The organism is Rhizobium sp. NZLR8 (genome assembly GCF_019685025.1).
Taxonomy (GTDB): Bacteria; Pseudomonadota; Alphaproteobacteria; order Rhizobiales; family Rhizobiaceae; genus Rhizobium.
This window is the reverse complement of the sequence record NZ_JABDVY010000007.1, coordinates 253,486-271,173: the sequence shown is the minus strand read 5'-3', so window position 1 is coordinate 271,173 and position 17,688 is coordinate 253,486. Positions and strand designations below refer to the sequence as shown.

The 17,688-nt window shown below is 61.1% G+C and carries 16 protein-coding genes and 2 pseudogenes; 4 read left to right on the top strand and 14 right to left on the bottom strand.

Annotated features, from left to right (window positions below):
• The first annotated feature begins 345 nt into the window (after positions 1–345).
• On the top strand, positions 346–1,281 hold the full coding sequence (locus HJB89_RS18200) for an MBL fold metallo-hydrolase (RefSeq protein WP_207584141.1): 936 nt from the start codon (positions 346–348) through the stop codon (positions 1,279–1,281).
• Between the two features lie 209 nt (positions 1,282–1,490).
• On the opposite strand, the gene HJB89_RS18195 is transcribed toward HJB89_RS18200, so the two are convergent.
• The 7 genes and pseudogenes from HJB89_RS18195 to HJB89_RS18170 form a co-directional block, all read right to left on the bottom strand.
• Positions 1,491–1,859 carry a response regulator transcription factor gene (locus tag HJB89_RS18195; RefSeq protein ID WP_207584140.1) on the bottom strand — a complete coding sequence of 123 codons (369 nt, stop codon included), beginning with the start codon at positions 1,857–1,859 and terminating at the stop codon, positions 1,491–1,493.
• 101 nt (positions 1,860–1,960) lie between these two features.
• Positions 1,961–3,349 (bottom strand): ABC transporter substrate binding protein, encoded by a 1,389-nt coding sequence (locus HJB89_RS18190; protein WP_221150314.1) that lies wholly within the window; start codon positions 3,347–3,349, stop codon positions 1,961–1,963.
• 164 nt (positions 3,350–3,513) lie between these two features.
• Positions 3,514–4,977: a lytic transglycosylase F gene (locus tag HJB89_RS18185; protein WP_221150312.1), complete on the bottom strand. Its 1,464-nt coding sequence runs from the start codon at positions 4,975–4,977 to the stop codon at positions 3,514–3,516.
• A gap of 82 nt (positions 4,978–5,059) precedes the next feature.
• Positions 5,060–5,181, bottom strand: a pseudogene (locus HJB89_RS33270) (transporter); the annotation flags it as partial.
• Positions 5,182–5,199: 18 nt separating this feature from the next.
• A complete protein-coding gene (locus HJB89_RS18180) occupies positions 5,200–5,958 on the bottom strand; it encodes a hypothetical protein (protein WP_259672073.1) in 759 nt (252 codons plus the stop codon).
• Between the two features lie 109 nt (positions 5,959–6,067).
• Positions 6,068–6,610, bottom strand: a complete 543-nt coding sequence (locus HJB89_RS18175) for a hypothetical protein (protein WP_221150310.1) — start codon at positions 6,608–6,610, stop codon at positions 6,068–6,070.
• 14 nt (positions 6,611–6,624) lie between these two features.
• Positions 6,625–8,673: an alkyl/aryl-sulfatase gene (locus HJB89_RS18170; protein WP_259671488.1), complete on the bottom strand. Its 2,049-nt coding sequence runs from the start codon at positions 8,671–8,673 to the stop codon at positions 6,625–6,627.
• A 202-nt stretch (positions 8,674–8,875) separates the two neighbouring features.
• Here HJB89_RS18170 and HJB89_RS18165 point away from each other — a divergent pair.
• Positions 8,876–9,178: pseudogene (locus HJB89_RS18165) on the top strand (AEC family transporter); the annotation flags it as partial.
• Here HJB89_RS18165 and HJB89_RS18160 read toward each other — a convergent pair.
• The 6 genes from HJB89_RS18160 to HJB89_RS18135 are packed head-to-tail and all read right to left on the bottom strand — an operon-like array spanning position 9,146 to position 14,635.
• Positions 9,146–10,357 carry a UbiH/UbiF family hydroxylase gene (locus tag HJB89_RS18160; protein WP_221150309.1) on the bottom strand — a complete coding sequence of 404 codons (1,212 nt, stop codon included), beginning with the start codon at positions 10,355–10,357 and terminating at the stop codon, positions 9,146–9,148. The pseudogene HJB89_RS18165 and the gene HJB89_RS18160 sit on opposite strands and share 33 nt — an antisense overlap.
• A 39-nt stretch (positions 10,358–10,396) precedes the next feature.
• Positions 10,397–10,909, bottom strand: coding sequence for a DUF934 domain-containing protein (locus tag HJB89_RS18155; protein WP_207584134.1), 513 nt, complete (start codon positions 10,907–10,909; stop codon positions 10,397–10,399).
• A gap of 10 nt (positions 10,910–10,919) precedes the next feature.
• Positions 10,920–12,590, bottom strand: coding sequence for a nitrite/sulfite reductase (locus HJB89_RS18150; protein ID WP_207584133.1), 1,671 nt, complete (start codon positions 12,588–12,590; stop codon positions 10,920–10,922).
• Between the two features lie 8 nt (positions 12,591–12,598).
• The gene (locus HJB89_RS18145; RefSeq protein WP_207584132.1) at positions 12,599–12,913 is read right to left on the bottom strand and encodes a DUF2849 domain-containing protein; all 315 of its coding nucleotides are present in this window, start codon (positions 12,911–12,913) and stop codon (positions 12,599–12,601) included.
• A 2-nt stretch (positions 12,914–12,915) separates the two neighbouring features.
• A complete protein-coding gene (cysG, locus tag HJB89_RS18140) occupies positions 12,916–14,352 on the bottom strand; it encodes a siroheme synthase CysG (protein ID WP_207584131.1) in 1,437 nt (478 codons plus the stop codon).
• Positions 14,336–14,635, bottom strand: coding sequence for a hypothetical protein (locus HJB89_RS18135; protein WP_207584130.1), 300 nt, complete (start codon positions 14,633–14,635; stop codon positions 14,336–14,338). The genes cysG and HJB89_RS18135 overlap by 17 nt, the downstream gene beginning before the upstream one ends.
• Between HJB89_RS18135 and HJB89_RS18130 the strand changes: the two genes are divergently transcribed.
• Both HJB89_RS18130 and mazG read left to right on the top strand, forming a co-directional pair.
• Positions 14,619–15,206 (top strand): deaminase, encoded by a 588-nt coding sequence (locus HJB89_RS18130; RefSeq protein ID WP_207584129.1) that lies wholly within the window; start codon positions 14,619–14,621, stop codon positions 15,204–15,206. The genes HJB89_RS18135 and HJB89_RS18130 overlap by 17 nt on opposite strands.
• A 20-nt stretch (positions 15,207–15,226) precedes the next feature.
• Positions 15,227–16,066: a nucleoside triphosphate pyrophosphohydrolase gene (mazG, locus tag HJB89_RS18125; protein WP_221150308.1), complete on the top strand. Its 840-nt coding sequence runs from the start codon at positions 15,227–15,229 to the stop codon at positions 16,064–16,066.
• A 258-nt stretch (positions 16,067–16,324) separates the two neighbouring features.
• Here the strand turns inward: mazG and hflX are convergent, their stop codons facing one another.
• Positions 16,325–17,650 carry a GTPase HflX gene (gene hflX / locus HJB89_RS18120; protein WP_207584127.1) on the bottom strand — a complete coding sequence of 442 codons (1,326 nt, stop codon included), beginning with the start codon at positions 17,648–17,650 and terminating at the stop codon, positions 16,325–16,327.
• Positions 17,651–17,688: the final 38 nt, after the last annotated feature.

The following is a 17,688-nucleotide window of genomic DNA, read 5'->3' as shown; positions in this document are numbered from 1 at the left end:
CATGTGGCAGCTCGCCTGTGGTCTGACATTTTTAACGGGACAAGAAGCAGCTCTTTTGCGATGGGGCCGAAAAATAATCCTTCCGATTCAATGCCCGCCGATGGCAAAAATGACATTTGTGGCGAGCCCATTCAGCAGGCTTGCCGCATTCGTTGATCTAATCGACCGCGCGCTCATCAGCACGCCGCCGGCAGTAAAAAGCGAGGCCTGCACCTATGCCGTGGTATAGCTCGCCCTGTCCCTCGGCCCCACTCGCCCTTATTCCTCGACCCAATCGATCGCAAACACGCCTCCATGTAGCGTCGTCGGTGCCGTGTCTAAGGCGGCGGTCAGAAGGAGACGAACATGAACCTTGAGACAAAGATGAGCCTGGAAAACACCGCACACTCTGGCAGACCTCGGCCCGACGAGTTGGTTCCGTCGCGCTACGCGGTGCGGATCGGCGAGATTGAGGTGCTGGTGGTCAGCGATGGAGTGTTACCGCTGCCAACTGCGATGCTGGGACACAACGCCGATCCGGCCGCCCGAGCGGCCTGGCTGAAAGACATGTTCCTGCCGCCGGACGCTTTCGACTGGGCGCTGAACGTGGTCGTGGTGCGCAGCGGCGACCAGACCATCCTCCTCGACGCCGGGCTGGGGGTCGACCCGGACTTGCACTTGCCGCGGGCCGGGCAGCTGATCAAGCGACTGGAGGCCGCCGGCATCGATCTCGCGTCGGTGACCGACGTGGTGCTGACCCACATGCACATGGACCACATTGGCGGGCTACTCGTCGACGGGGTGAAGGACCAGCTGCGCCCCGACCTGCGGATCCACGTGGCGGCGGCCGAGGTCAAGTTCTGGGAGGCGCCCGATTTCTCCCGGGTCTCCATGCCGGCGGGGTTCCCGGACGCGCTTCGGGCGGCCGCAAAGCGGTTCGCGAAAGAGTACCGCAGCCATTTGCGGCTGTTCGATGAGGAGTACGAGGTGGCGCCGGGCGTGGTCGTTCATCGCACCGGCGGCCACACCCCCGGGCACAGCGTGGTCCGCCTGGCGTCCGGCAGCGAACGGCTGATGTTTGCCGGCGACGCCGTGTTCGCGGTCGGGTTTGAACACCCCGACTGGTACAACGGCTTCGAACACGACCCCGAGGAGGCGGCTCGCGTTCGGGTCCGTCTTTTGCGGGAACTGGCGGAGACCGGCGAGCAACTGGTGGCCACTCACCTGCCGTTCCCGTCCGTTGGCCGGGTGGCGGTCGACGGCGACGCCTTTCGTTGGGTGCCGGCCTTCTGGGACTACTGACCGGAATCGGGTTAGGCCCGCACTAAAGCGCGTCGCATCCGATTTGATTCGTGTGACGCGCGTTAGTCTGTTGTTTTTATGCATGTCGATATCCCCGGAACCGCTGCACCGTTCCGGAATAACGACATGCATTAATTAGACTGGATGTCGCGGTCGCGAAGAACGACGACAAAATCTCGGCTCAATCCCTCTGGATCTGTGGAAGTTCTTTATTGCAGCAATGTCCGTATTGCTTCGCCGATGGCGTCACGTTCGATCGGTTTGACCATATATCCTGCGGCTCCTGCCTTGAAGCAGCGCGCTTCCAACTTCGGCTCATCGCCGCCTGTTATGATGATAGAAGGGATGTCTCGTCCTTCGGACCGCATCCTTCCTACAATGTCGATTCCGTTGAGGCCGGGCATATACATGTCGATTAGAGCGCAAGCAAACTTCGTATTTGGAAGTTCAGCAAGGAACGCTTCGCCGGACCCGAACTCGATCGGAGAATAGGCAAGCGAAGCTATCATTCGCCGCAGCGCGCGACGAACAACCTCATCGTCATCCACAATCGCGACCTTGGGTCCCGGCGTATCCATGACACCATATTACAGAAAGAATGCGGGCAGTGAATTGGCCTTGTGTCCAATGTTTGCGTTAATGATGGAGGGTTGCTCCAAGGCGCACGAGATCGGCAACATTACGGACGCCCATTTTCTCCATCATACGGCCGCGATGAACCGCCGAGGATCTCCCGCAGTTCGCCACTGTCCAAGGGATCACTATCGAGAAGTCTTCGCCCTGACTCTGCATTAGCAAGAATGGACGTCAAAGGTTGGTTCAGTTCGTGCGCAAGCGCGCCGGACAGTTCCCCGAGCTGGGCCGTTCGCGAGATGTAGGCTAGTTCAAGGCGTTCGAGGTTAAGCTCCGCCTGAAGCCGGACCTTGCGTCGGCGCTCGAAGAACAGCGCCACAATCGTAGCGGTTTGTAGAACAATGACAGCGAGAATGGCTAATATCTGGGGGCGGTATCGTTCCCAGACGGACGGCTGAAAGTTCACGATTTCAGCATTCCGCGGAATGCGCTCCGGGTCGATACCGAAATGACGGACCTGCAGCCAGTCCACCAGCGGGCCATCCCCGACGAAGCTCGTCTGCGATGCATTGAGATCGCCTTTAAGCACCCTTGCCGCAAGTGAGCCCATCTGCTCCCCGACCGCCTGGAAAGTCCCCACGTAGCCAGCCGTGGCCCCGGCGCCGAAATATGAACTGTAGACCGAATAGACCGGCACCCGAGCGACGGCAGCAATCTTCCCCGCAGCATCGCGTGGAATGAATTTTCTGCCGTCGGCGTCCTCAAAAATCGTCAGGACGAGAAAGATCGTCTGGTCCGCTGCATTGCGCGCAGCATCCATGAAACCTTCGATCGGCAAGTTCGAAAGATAAGTCACTGGAACACCCGAATAGGCGTCGCGCAGGGTAGCACGCGCAGAGACTTGCCAACTTTTGTCGAAGGCCGACGAGCCGGTGACGACGACGATCTGCTTTGTATCGGGCTGCAACGTGAGGGCAAGGCCGATCGTCTTGCCCACATCAAAGTGGCTGACGACGCCTTTCACATCGGCGGGTAAATTATTGTTGCGGATCGAATTGTCAGTCACGGCTCCAAACACGATCGGCGCGCCGCCTCCGATTGCGGTGCGATGATCAAGCGCGAATTTCAACGCTCCCGGTCCAATCGTCAGGATGACATCGAACGTCATTCCCTGGTATTTCGAAGTCAAATAATCCGTAAGGCGGGCGACGTTGGCGGGGGAAGGGAAACGTACGGTGTCGAGGTACTCGCTGTAGATTTCTATATCGGCCGGCATGGCCTTTGACATGCTTGCACGAAGGCCCTGCGCCACCTCAACAGCGGCTGTCAGAGTGCTTTCGTTTTCGTAGATAAGCAGGACTCGGCTGACGGGATGCGGGCCGACTTGCGCGACCGCCTGTTTCGCGACGAATGCAGTAAGCGAAACAGCAAGGAAAAGGGCGCAGGCCAGACCTATCGCCTGATATTTCACGCTCTTTGCACGATTCGAACCCACCGCTTGCGACCACCTGAAACTTGTCGCATCCGCGATGCAACGTGGAGTCAATATTCAAGCGTACTAAAATACGGAGGTTCCCACGGGCGGGCAACCTCTCGCGCGCCGGAATTGAGCGGTGGTGCAGTTTGCAATCTTGTCATCTGGACGATCCGACCTAGACGTCAGTTTTGCGATTGCGGTGCGGTCTTTGCTGACGTCTTGCGGCCGGATGTCTCTTCCTCCAGGAGGCTGTAGGCGATGTAGTATTTGAAGATGTTGCCGACATACTGCACCGTTTCCCGGCCAACGATCGCAGCAGCACCATTCTCGACGTTTCCGAACCATACATCCGAGCTGAGGCCGAGCTCGGCGGCCTTCTTGCGAAATTTCCTGAGGTTGCCCGGTCCGGCATTATAGGCCGCAAACGCCATGAGCTGGCGATCGCGCGGCGAGATGCCCGGATCGTCGATGTAGACGTCGATAAGGTGGCGCAGATATTTCGCGGCCGCTTCGACGTTCCGATCCTCGCTCTTGGCAATGCCTGTGATGCCGACCTCCTTTCCTGCGGCGGTTGCCGGAAGCAGTTGCATAACCCCGACAGCGCCGCGCGGGCTACGTCGCTTCTGGTCGAGCTGCGATTCCTGATAGCCCTGTGCCATCAGCATGAGGTAGTCGAACGAGTATTCCCCAGCATGGACCCGGAATATGTCGACGAGCGTCTTGAAGCGCGCGACATCCTCGGGGGAATAGGCCTGCTTGAGGATCTTGTCGCTCTTGAAATACTTGTTGCGCAGCATGTTGCCGAATGTTGTGCCGACCTCGTGCTCGCCAGCAAACTTGTCGAGCACTGCCTTCAGTTGCGGGCTGTCCTTGCGGATCGCCCAAGCGATATGACCGTCGGTCGAGATCGCGATATCCGAACGCACCTTGAGATCGGTGAACACCTTCGTCCAAATGTCGGCCTTGTATTGGTCGACGATCGTCCAGGGCAGTAGTCCCGCATTGACCATCTCCATGAGGTCCTCGTCCTCGAGGTTTTCGTCGATGACCTTCATTTGGACTTTGGGCCGGCCCTCCGCCTTCATGCGCTCGTTCAGAGCAAGAAGATGCTCGTCGTAGCTGCTGGTCTCCCGGACGGAGATCTCCTTGCCGGATAAGTCGTCGAGACTTGCGATTGCTGGGGCTGACGGTCCCGTAACTAAAACTTCGCTTGCGTGCTCGTAGATCGGTGCACTGAAATCGACCTGCTCCAGTCGCTTGGGCGTGATCGTCATGTTCGCCATGATGATATCGCCCAGCCCTTCGTTGAGAGCAGGGATCAGCCGGTCGCGCGGCGTCGGAATGAAGGCGATCCGCATGCGCTCGATCTCTTTCTTCTTTCCCTCGTTTAGTGCTGTCTCGAGCGCGGTACCAAACTCGACGGCCGTTCCGAACTGGCGGCCTTTGTCGAGGAAATAAATCGTCTTGCTGTAGGGAACGAGAATACGGATCAGCCGCAGCTTCGTCATCGCGTCGAGATCGCCGGTATGCGGCTTCGGGAGGATTGCAGCCATCGTCAATGCGGCGCTTTCGGCGGCGAAGACTAACGGATGAACGCCGAGAAGGATCGAGGCAACCAAGATAAGCACTCGGGAGATGTGGCGCATGGATCGAACCTTGGTTAGCGTTGATCAGGGCAGCAGCGCGGGGCCGACGCCCCCGATCAGTCCGGTAGACGTCGGCCGCTTTCCAGTCATCGTTGAGATCGATCGGAACGACAGGCTGGATGTTGACCATGGCTCTCTCGCCCTCGTCGGGGCCATAGCCGGAGTCGTAGTTATCAGCGACGCGATCGGATTGGATAGTTTTTTTGGCGAGGTACTCCAACGTCAGAATCTCACGGTCATCCCGATGATCGGTCCATGCTGGATGACGTCGTAGGAAAACCCATCGCTGCTGTAGTCCACGCCCTGCGCGCGACAGCCGGCCACGGCGGAAACGGTGTCATTGAACTTGTAGCCAAGGCCCGCGAGAACGTCCCAGTCGAGGTCCGCCCCACCCGCACCGATCATTCCCCAGCCGGTCGCGTAGATCTTGTCGGTGAAGGAGTAGCTACCCTTGATGCCGACGATGGCGTCGACCCAGTTTGCGGAATCGGTCTTCGACAGGCTGCCGATCAGCCCGCCGCTCAGGCCGACACGCGTTTCGACGTGCCAGAAGCGAGCACCCGCGAGAACGTCCAGCCGCGCATTCTGATCCTCGTAGACCGTGTAGGCACCACCCAGCATTGCGGTGAACGTCTCCGATTTCAGCCTGACTTCGTCTGCGACGACGCCGCGCGGCGAAGCCGAACTGGTCGTCACGCGGACGTAGCTGAGATCGGTGAAAATGCTGTACCGGTCATATCTGGCATCGCCCGCCGCCATGAACGCAAAGTCGAGGTCCGACAGGATGTCGCCGAAGTCCTGGTGGATATCGACGGTGGGAAGCCCGAAGACTTGCGTCTCGCCGTCCAGTCCCGCCGCCCAGAAGTAGGGCGAAAACGAAAACGTCCATTGGCCGGGATCTCGGGGAACGGGCTGCGGCGCCGTTACGGGCAGCAGATCCGCGGCATAAGCCCCCGGAGTGAAAACAGACGCTGCCAGCATCCCAAGGAAATGTTTGATCGAACGATGCATGGGCTTCCTTTCGCCTTCCGCTGCCTGTTGATCCGACATCTGAACTGTGATTGGTGGCGCTCTGTGCCGCCAATGAGTTTCATGCGACCTCGGCGCAGACGAACTCGCTGAACCGTCCGACCGGATAAGCTGCCGAAAAGGCCGATCGCACATTGCCGACAGATAGATCCGGTCCATCGACCACCAGGACGCCGGTCTGTTCTGAGTGCAGAAATGTAAGCTGCCCGTTGGTCAGGGCTGCAGCGCCCTCCTGGGAGACAATGACGATGCAGTCTCTCATCCCATCCACGTCAGGTTCGACACGGGGGGCCGGCGGATCGGCCCGAACGTCGAAACCGCTAGGCGTTGGAAGGAAGTAGCCCCACGTCCTGCTTTCGATCATCAGGACGAAGAAGTTTGGAAGAGCCGCCAGCTTTGAACTCGAAAGATCCTGTTCAAGCCGCTGCTGCAGGGTCGTCAAAAGCACGACCGCCGCGTGACGGGACTGACCCATGTCGACTTCGCCGATGGGAGGCTCCGGCAGGAGATCCTCGTCGATCGCCTGCCGGGTTGCTACAGCCACCGCAAGTGCAAGTGGATGCTCGACGGAGAACTCGATGGTCAGCGAGCATATGGTGCACATGCCTTAGCCCCCCGTCACGCTGTGACGATGTTGAACCAGAATTCGAAGTTGTCGAGCAGGCCGACGAATTCTGCCAGCTTCTTCGGATCGCCAGTTAGCTTGGCCTTGCCCTCCACAACCTGCTTTTCCATCGTCGAAGTACCGAGCATCACGTCGTTCAACGCCTCGCGGGTGGTGACGATCGACACATCGGCGTCCGAAAGCGTCTTGTCCTTGGAATAGTGGATGGCGGCGTTGGCAACGCCGACCGCATATTTCTGGTTCGTGTCGGTCAGTTCCATGTTGATGTTGATGGTCTTGCCGGCAGCGCGGTCGCCGTTCAGCCGCACTCCGAGGAAGTCGAAGAACATCTCGATCGGCATGGCCTTGATCGTATCCGGGCTTGCCGTGTTCGGCGTCGGCAGTTCTGTAACGCCTTGGCGAAGCTCGCGTGCCCCCGTCAGATAGAAGTTGCGCCACGGGCCGGATTCGGCCTGATAGCCGAGCTGCTCGTAGGTATCGGCGAGGAGCTGTTTTGCGGCGATGTTGTTGGCATCGGCAAAGACGACGTGATTGACCACTTCGGCAACCCAACGATAGTCGCCCTGGTCGAAGGATTCCTTCGCTTGCCGCAGCACATTGTCAGCACCGCCCATGAAGTTGACATAGCGGGCGCCGGCATCGGTCGGCGGCAATTGGTGAAGCGTGGCCGGAACGCCGTCGAAGAAGCCGAGGCGAAGGTTATATTGCGCCACAGCGTCATGATAGACCGTGCCGTAATAGCTTCTGCAGGCCCACGTGGTCGCCAGCTCCTGCGGCAGGCGAATGACTTCGCCGATCTCCTTCGGGGTCATGCCGCTGTTTGCCATGCGCATCACCTGGTCATGGATGAAGCGGAACAAGTCGCGCTGCTTTTCGATATGAGCCACAACCTTGTCATTGCCCCAGGTCGGCCAGTGATGCGAGGTGAAAAGCACTTCCGTCTCGCCGCCGAACATGTCTAGCGCCTGCTGCAGATATTTCGACCAGAGGAGCCCGTCGCGAACCTTTGCGCCGCGCAGCGTGTAGAGATTGTGCAGCGTATGGCAGGCGTCTTCCGCGGCGCAGAATGCCTTGTAGCGGGGAATGTAGAACATGAATTCCGACGGCGCCTCGGAATTCGGCGCCATCAGCACCTGCAGCTCAACGCCATCGATGTTGATCTTCTGCCCCGTTTCCGTCGCCCAATCGGTCGGCAATGCCAGTCCGATTTCGCCTGAAGAGGTGGATTTGCCAAGGCCGCCATCGACCTGGCCGGTCGCACCGCGCGGCAGTAGGTTGCCGTACATATAACTTGCGCGCCGGCTCATGGCGTTGCCGGCAATGATGTTTTCGCCGACGGCCGCTTCGGTGAAATCCTCCGGCGCCAGGATTTTGACCTTGCCGGCATCGATATCGGCCTGGTTCACCAGCCCACGCACACCACCATAATGGTCCACATGGCTATGCGTGTAGATGACCGCGACAATCGGCTTGTCGCCAAGCTTCGGGATGACCAGTTGTTTCCAGACGGCCGAGGCCGTTTCCGAACTGACGAGCGGGTCGATAACGATATAGCCGGTATCGGTGCGGATGATGCTCATCACCGAAAGGTCATAACCCCGCGCCTGATAGACGCCGTCAACGACTTCGAACAGGCCGTGAATCATGTTGAGCTTGGCCATGCGCCAGAGGCTCGGATTGACCGTATCGGGCGCATCGTCCTGATCGGATGTGCCGAGGAACGAATAGGTGCTGAGGTCCCAGACGGGAACGCCTTCGGCATTGTTGATGATCGCCGGGTCCGGCAGTGCCGCCAAAAGCCCGCGATGGGCGTCCTTGAAATCCTCCACATCATCGAATGGAAGGCCGTTGCGATAAAGCGCGTTATATTCGGTCGTCGCCTTGGTGGCCGGTTTTGCGGCGCTTCCGCTCGGCGAAACAGGTGGGGCATCCTGCGCGGATGCTGCTGACGAGCGCCCGACGAGACCCACCGTCAGGCCCGTCGTCGCCATCCCTTTTAGAAAATCAGCTCTGCTAATTCCGAAGTTATCCTGTTGTGCCATTTGCTCATCTCCGCCGGCGCGATGCCGATTGCTAAGGTCACACTTCGTAATCGCGGGATTGTTGCTTCTGTAGCTCTCCCGTCGGCGGCATCTTCGGTGTATGGGTTGATGAAGTATAGTTGGACCATGGGCCAACAAATGTGGATTGATCGGCGTGCTTTTTTGAGCCGACATGCGCCTAGAGCATTTCCGTTTTTCTTCGCTGAAGCGGATCCCGGCTGAGATCGGCTACATCGTGCCGGCGAAGCTGATCCTGCACCCGGTCGCGGTTTTCCTGGCACTGACAGCGGTCGGTGGGTTCGAGCCGGTGTGGATCCAGGCAGCCGTGCTGCTCGCCTCGCTGCCGACGGCGACCAACGTCTTCGTCATCGGCCAGCAATATAGTGTGTGGCAGGAGCGCGCCTCGGCGACGATCCTGATCACAACGGTGCTTTCGGTGGTCAGCGTTTCGCTCTGGCTGATCGTGATCCGCTCAGGCCTTCTTCCGCTTCAGCTTTTCCCGTAGAGCACCCGGAATATCGCGCAAGCCGCGGCCGGGCTCGATGCCTTCGCGCATGATGATATTGCGCAGCGGCGGAATCGCCGAGAGGATATGCAGGCCCGCAGCCCGCAGCATCTGCACCGGCAGGAAATCCGAAAGCAGCGAGCGGTTGAGAAGATCGACACTGGCCGTGCGCGTCATGATATCGGCGCGGCGCTTGCGGTCGAAGCTTTCGCCGGCATCGGCCGGCACCGGCAATTCCGCCCTGTCGCAGAGGATCTCGGTCAGCGCCATGATATCGCGCAGGCTGAGGTTCAGCCCCTGCGCCCCGATCGGCGGGAAGACATGGGCGGCCTCGCCGATCAGCGCGATGCGCCCCTTGCCGAAACGATGGGCGATCATGCCGGACAGCGGCCAGACCTGGACGCCCTCCTCCACATCGACCTTGCCGAGCATGGACTGCATGCGCGCCTCGACAAGGGCGCCGAGTTCGGCAAGCGGCAATTCCAGGCGCTTTGCTGCTTCAGCGGGGTCCTGTACCCAGACGAGGCTGGAGCGACCTTGGGGCAGCGGCACTTGGGTGAAGGGGCCATGTTTGGTATGGAATTCGGTCGAGATGTTCTGGTGCGGCAGCGAATGGGCGAAATTCAGCACCATCGCCGACTGCGGATAGGACCAGTTGCGCACGCCGATATCTGCCGTCTCGCGCAGCTTCGAGCCGCGGCCGTCGGCGCCGACGGCAAAATCGGCTGAAAGCATCTCGCCGCCCGCAAGCGTGATCGACACGGTCTCGGCGGAGATCGCGATCGATTCGGCCATATCGGTGAAGCCGGTGATATTGCCCTCGTCGGCGACGGCATTTTCGAGGACGTCGATCAGCGCCTTGTTGGGGAAATTATAGCCGAAGGCATCGAGGCCGACCTCAGCGGCGCGGAAGGTGGTCGTCGGCGCGCGCAGCAGCCGGTCAGTGCCGTCGACGATGCGCATGCTGGTGAGAGGCGTGGCTGCCGGGCGCAGCTTTTCCCAGAGCGCCAGCCGGTCGAAGAAGCGGATCGACTGATCCATCAGCGCTGTGGTGCGCCGGTCCTCTTTTGCCGCGACGGGCGCCACCAGCGCCACACTACGGCCACCGCGACCAAGCGCGATTGCGGCGATCATGCCGGCGAGACCGCCACCGATCACCGCCACTTCGAATGTCTTCATGCTACCGTTCCGCTCATCGTAAAAAGGCGGATCGGTCGCTTATGCGGCCGGCTTCGCCTGACGGCGCCAACTATAGCCCTTGCCGGCTTCGGCGTCACGCACCGCCGGCTGATAATGATGGGGAATGGCGGGAAGACGGTTTTCGGAAAGCCGCTTCAGCGCCGTGGCGTTGCTGACGGAAAAGCTGTCGATACCGACGCGCAGCATCAGCGGCACCTGGTCGATCAGCACGTCGCCGACGGCGCGCAGCTCGTTGGTGTAGCCGAGGCGCTGGCGCAGCAGCGAGGCATGGCTGAAGGCCCGCCCGTCGTTGAACGCCGGAAAGGCGACGGCAACGATTTCGAGGCGATAGAGATAGGGCTCCAGCCGGCGCACATCGTCGGCCGGCTTGATCAGCACCCCGAGGCCGACATCGTTGCTTACGTCGGCCTTGGCGATCAGCTCGTCGAGGCTGAGCAGCGGCTTCTGCTCGCCGGTCGCCTTCGCCTCGTCGGTCTCGATCACCCAGGGATCGTTTTCGACAAAACCGGTTTCTCTCCAGATCTTCGTCATCATCGCCTCCTTATGCCGCTTCGGCGGTTGAGCCGTAGAGCGCAGCCTTGAAAGGCTGCGGCCCGACGCGGCGATAGGTGGCAAGGAAGATCTCCGATGGATCGAGGCGCAGGCCGAGATAGGTGTCGACGATCGTCTCGATCGCGTCCGTCACCCGGTCGGGCTCAAAACCGCGGCCGATGATCTCGCCGATCGAGGTATGTTCGTCGCCGGAACCGCCGAGGGTGATCTGGTAGAGTTCGGCGCCCTTCTTCTCGACACCAAGCAGGCCGATATGGCCAACATGGTGGTGGCCGCAGGCATTGATGCAGCCGGAGATCTTGATCTTCAGCTCGCCGATCTCGGCCTGGCGTTCGGCATTGCCGAAACGGCGGGAGATTTCCTGCGCCAGCGGAATGGAGCGCGCATTGGCGAGCGCGCAATAGTCCAGCCCCGGACAGGCAATGATATCGGTGATCAGGCCGGCATTGGCTTCGGCCAGATTGATGGCGACGAGGCCGCGATAGACGGCTTCCAGATCGGCAAGTGCAACATGCGGCAGGATGAGGTTCTGCTCATGGCTGACACGGATTTCGTCGAAGGCATATTCTTCGGCGAGATCGGCGATCGCATCCATCTGCGCGTCGGTAGCATCCCCCGGAATGCCGCCGATCGGCTTCAGCGAGATCGTCACCATGCCGTAATCGGGGTTCTTGTGCGGCTGCACGTTCTGCTGCACCCAGCGGGCGAAATCCGGATCGGCCTTCTTCCAGCGGGCGAGGTTTTCCCAGCCTTCGGCGCGCTCGGACAAAGCCGGCAGTGCGAAATAGCTGGCGATCGCCTCGACGTCCTTTTCCGGCAGCTTCAGCTCGCTATCCTTCAGCGCGGCGAATTCCACTTCCACCTGGCGCGCCAGTTCCTCGGCGCCGGTTTCGTGCACGAGGATCTTGATGCGGGCCTTGTACTTGTTGTCGCGGCGGCCGTGCAGATTGTACACGCGAACGATTGCCGTGGTGTAGGAGAGTAGGTCCTCTTCGGGCAGGAAGTCGCGGATCAGCTTGGCGATCATCGGCGTGCGGCCCTGGCCACCGCCGACATAGACGGCAAAACCGATCTCGCCCTTGTCGTTCTTCTTCAGATGCAGGCCGATATCGTGGACCTGGATCGCGGCGCGGTCGCGGTCGGCGCCGGTGACGGCGATCTTGAACTTGCGCGGCAGGAAGGAGAATTCCGGATGGACCGACGACCACTGGCGCAGGATTTCGGCATAGGGACGCGGATCGGCGATCTCATCGGCGGCGGCACCGGCAAAGTGATCGGCCGTCACGTTTCTGATGCAGTTGCCCGAGGTCTGCAGGGCATGCATCTCGACGCTTGCGAGATCGGCGAGCGCATCGGGGATTTCCGACAGCTTCGGCCAGTTGAACTGCAGGTTCTGGCGCGTGGTGAAATGGCCATAGCCGCGGTCATAGGTGCGGGCAATATGGGCGAGCATGCGCAGCTGGCGGGCGCTCAGCGTGCCATAAGGAATGGCGATGCGCAGCATATAGGCGTGGAGCTGCAGGTAGACGCCGTTCATCAGGCGCAGCGGCTTGAACGCATCCTCGGCAAGTTCGCCGGAAAGGCGGCGCTGAACCTGGTCGCGAAACTGCTCGACGCGCTCGCTGACAAAGGCATGGTCAAATTCGTCGTAACGGTACATCGTCTTCCTCAGACTGCAATGAATTCGGGATCGGCCGGAGCGTAGCCCGGGGCATATTCCATGGTCGGACCCTGGGCGCGGATGCGCTCGCGAAGGCGAAGCGGCCAGAGACTGCCGTTGGTGTCCTGGACTTCGACGACGGCGACGTCAACGACTTCGTTATCGGCATAGGATTTCTTGCCGATGGCTTCCAGCGCTTCAACGGCTTCGTTATGGCGGGCGACTAGCGCCTCCTGCAGCGAGGTGGACCACGCGCCCTTCGCATCCAGCCAGACGGCAATGCCGTCCGTCAGCCGGTTGGCCGTCAGAACCTTGTCTACCATGTTTAGCTCCTTGCAAGTTCCTCGAGCCGGGCGTTCGCACGCACCAGCGGCTCGGACAGTTCGAAATTGGCGCCGGCGACCGCATCGCCGATAATGACCATGACCGGACCGGTCAGCTCGTCGCGGTGCTGCAGGTCGGGCAGATCGGCGAGCGTGCCATGCAGCAGGCGGCGCTCAGTGCGGCTGGCATTCTCGATGACGGCGACGGTGGTCTCGGCGGGAATGCCGGCCTGCATCAGCCGCTCGGCAACGGAGGCGGCAACCGTGCGGCCCATATAGACGGCGATCGTCGCGCCGGAGACGGCAAGGCTTGCCCAATCGGGCAGCACGTCGCCGGTCAAATCATGGCCGGTGGTGAAGACCAGCGAGGAGGCAACGCCGCGCAGCGTCAGCGGCAGCTCGAAATCGGCGGCGGCGGCGAAAGCCGAGGTGATGCCGGGCACCACCTCATAGGTGACGCCGGCAGCGCGCATTGCCGCCATCTCTTCGCCTGCCCGGCCATAGACCAGCGGATCGCCGGATTTCAGGCGGACGACACGCTTGCCCTGGCGACCGAGGTCGACCAGCAGGTCGTTGATCTCTTCCTGCGATTTCGAATGGCAGCCCTTGCGCTTGCCGACGGAAAGCCGCTCGGCGTCGCGGCGGCCCATATCGACGATCGCCTGCGGCACGAGCGCGTCATAGACGATGACGTCGGCTTCCATCATTACGCGCTGGGCGCGTAGCGTCAGAAGATCCTCGGCACCGGGACCGGCACCGACCAGCCAGACATGGCCGGCGACTTTGTCCATCGAGCCCAACAGCCGGTCGGCGGCGTGGCGGGCCTGCGGCAGGTTGCCGTTGGCGATCGCATCGGCCACGGCGCCGGAGAAAAAGCGGCGCCAGAAGACGCGGCGGGTGACGCCACGCGGAACGAGCTGGTCAACGGCCTTGCGGTAGCTCGTCGCCAGGCCGGCAAGCCGGCCGAGCGAGGGGGAGAGAAGCTGATCGATCTGCGCACGGATCATTTGCGCCAGAACCGGCCCCGCCCCTTCGGTGCCGATCGCAACGGCGACGGGGGCGCGATTGACCAGCGCCGGCGTGAAGAAATCGCAGTAATCGGGCTGATCGACGGCATTGGCCGGAATTCTGACAGTGCGGGCGGCATCGACAATCCGGCGGTCGTCAGCCTCATTGCCGGTGGCGGCGAAGACCAGCGCCGATCCCTCGACCTGCTCGGCGGAAAAGCCGGTGCGCACGGTCTCGATACGGTTGGCGATCAGGAAGGCGTGATAATCGGCTTGCGGCCGATCGGCATAGGCAACGATCCGCGCCCGTGTGTTCAAGAGCAGCCGCACCTTGGCGAACGCTTCGTCGCCATTGCCGAAGACAGCCGTCTTCTGGCCTTCCACGCGAAAGAAGGCTGGAAATACCGAAAGCTGCTCAGTCTTGGGAGACATCATCAATCCACTTCGAAGTTGCCAGACTATGCCCTTGATCGACAAGGGATTGAAGGAACAGAAATTCGAAAGCCCCAGCAAGCGGGTATTCTTTTGCTCGTCTCATTAGCGATTTGAGAAAAGTCACCCATGCTGACCAAAACAGCACAAGTGAGCGCATTTGCTGCAGCGCATTGTAAAGCCTGTGACAAAAGACGTCCACCGGCGTTTCGCGCATTTCACTTGCGCCGCCGAGGCGATAGACTGAGGGAAAACCGGAGAGATCAATGCCCGACAAAACCATCGCCGCCCGCCTGCTTTCCGTTGTCGAAGACGATATCCTGCCGCTGACCGAGCGCGGCGTTTCACTGGGGAATAAGGTGTTCGGCGCGGCGATCCTGCGCAAATCCGATCTTTCGCTCGTCGTCGCCGAGACCAACAACGAGCTCGACAATCCGCTCTGGCACGGCGAAGTGCATACGCTGAAGCGCTTCTACGAGCTTGGCGACAAGCCGGCGACCAAGGATTTGATCTTCCTGTCGACGCACGAACCCTGCACCATGTGCATGTCGGCGATCACCTGGGCGGGCTTCGACAATTTCTATTATTTTTTCAGCCACGAAGATTCCCGCGATGCCTTCGCCATTCCGCACGACCTGAAGATCCTGAAGGAGGTCTTCGGGCTTGAACCCGGCGGCTATCGCAGGCAGAACGCCTTCTGGAACAGCTTTGCCATCGCCGATCTCGTCGCGACCGAAGAGGCTCAGCTGAAGACCGCGCTGCAGTCCCAGACCGCCCGCATCAAGGCGCGCTACGACGCGCTTTCCACCACCTACCAGTCGTCGAAGAGCGCCAACGACATACCGCTCAACTGAGGCCGCTGAACCGAGGCACCATGGAACCTTCCACAGAGATTTTACGGCTTATCGAGATCATGGCGGCGCTGCGCCATCCCGAAACCGGCTGCCCCTGGGACATCGAGCAGAGCTTCGAGACGATCAAGCCCTATACGATCGAGGAGGCCTATGAGGTCTCCGATGCGATCGAGCGCGGCGATATGGACGATCTTTGCGACGAGTTGGGCGACCTGCTGCTGCAGGTGGTCTTCCATGCCCGCATGGCCGAGGAGGCCGGCGAATTCTCGTTCGGCGACGTGGTCAACGCCATCACCACCAAGATGATCCGCCGCCACCCACATGTCTTTGCCCGCTCGGCCGCCGATACGTCGGATGCGGTGAAGAAACAGTGGGACGAGATCAAGCAGGCGGAAAAACGCGAGCGTACAGAGCGCCGGTCCAGGCGGGGGATCACCGAGGATTTCAACGGCGGCTTTCTCGGCTCGGTGCAGCGCAGTTTTCCCGCTTTGACCGAAGCGTTGAAGCTGCAGGAACGCGCCGCGAAAGTCGGTTTCGACTGGTCGGCGCCGGAACCGATCCTCGACAAGATCGAAGAGGAGATCGGCGAATTGCGGGTAGCATTAAGCGAAGGCGATCGCGCGAAGGTCAGTGACGAACTCGGCGACCTGATCTTCGCGGTTGTCAATATCGGCCGGCATGTGAAGACCGATCCGGAACAGGCGCTGCGCGGGACGAACACGAAATTTCGGCGTAGGTTCAGCCATATAGAGAATGTTCTTGATAAAGGAGGCGAGACACTGGAAGCGGCCAGTCTCGAGCGAATGGAGGAGATCTGGCAAGCGGCCAAGGCGATTGAAAGAGCGCTCGTGGCTGGGTAGATCGGCCTAAGTTTGGCAAGAAGCCAACCCCACTCTCCGTCATGCTCGGCTCAAGGCGGTCAGGCTGAGTGAGCAGAGCGTTGCCACATCTCCCTTCTCCCCAGCGGGAAGAAGATGCCGGCAGGCAGATGAGGGGGTGAGCGACGCCAGGAGCGAGTGCGCTGAGCGCAAGCGAAGGGCAGCATGAAGGGTGTACCGTGCGGCCCCCTCATCCGACCCTTCGGGCTACCTTCTCCCCGCTGGGGAGAAGGGAGTGACTCACCGCTCCCAATCTTCCTTCGAAGACTTCGCGCCATTGCCGATGCGGCGTTCGAGTTCGGTGGCTTCGGTTTCGGAGAGGCGCAGGTCGAGCGTGATCGAGCCGTCCTCATTGTCCTCGCGGGCATCGACGATCGCGTGGTCGTAGAGCCAGGGCAACAGCGCTAGCTTGTCGACCGGAAGGCGGATGGTCGCTTCGGTCATCACGCCGGAGAGCCTGCGGCTGATCTCATCCATCAGCGTGTCGACGCCCTCGCCGCTGACGGCCGAGACCGCGACGACGTTGCTGGCGCCGGCCGATTTCTGCACCATGGTGTCGTGCACCTCGGGCTCCAGGCGGTCGATCTTGTTCCAGACCTCGATCAGCCGCTTCTCGGCTTCGGCCTCGTCGATGCCGAGATCACCAAGGATGCGCATGACGTCGGAGCTCTGGGCCTGGTTGTCGGCATCGGACATGTCGCGGACATGCAGGATGAGATCGGCTTCCAGCACTTCTTCGAGCGTCGCCCGAAAGGCGGCGACCAGATGGGTCGGCAGGTCGGAGATGAAGCCGACGGTGTCGGACAGGATGACGGTGCGGCCGTGCGGCAGCTTCATGCGCCGAAGCGTGGGATCGAGCGTGGCAAAGAGCATGTCTTCGGCCAGCACGCCGGCGCCGGTGATGCGGTTGAACAGCGTCGACTTGCCGGCATTGGTATAGCCGACCAGCGCCACGATCGGGTGCGGCACCTTGCGGCGCTTGGCGCGGTGGAGCTGGCGAGTGCGTACGACCTGCTCCAGTTCGCGTTCGAGCTTGATGATGCGGTCCTGCAGCATCCGCCGGTCGGCTTCAATCTGGGTTTCGCCCGGGCCGCCCATGAAGCCGCCGCCGCCGCGCTGACGTTCAAGGTGGGTCCAGCTTCGAACCAGCCTGCCCTTCTGGTAATTCAGGTGGGCGAGATCGACCTGCAGCGTGCCTTCCTTGGTGGAGGCGCGGCGGCCGAAGATTTCGAGGATGAGGCCCGTCCGGTCGATGACCTTGGCGTTCCATTCCTTTTCGAGATTGCGCTGCTGCACCGGCGTCAGCGGATGATCGACGATGACGAGACCGGAATCCCGCTCATTGAGCAGCGCCTTGATCTCCTCGATCTTGCCGGTGCCGAGCAATGTGGCCGGTCGCGGATCATTGACCGGGACGACCGAGCCGCTGACGACATCGAGGTCGATCGCCTGGGCAAGCCCCGTCGCCTCTTCGAGCCGGCTTTCCGGCGTGCGGGTCGAGGCCGATTCGCTCTGGCCGCCGCGGCTACGCGATTTCAGAACCGGCACGACGACAGTCGCGCGCATGTCGTCCCTGTGCTTGGCGGCCTCAGGGATGATCGAAT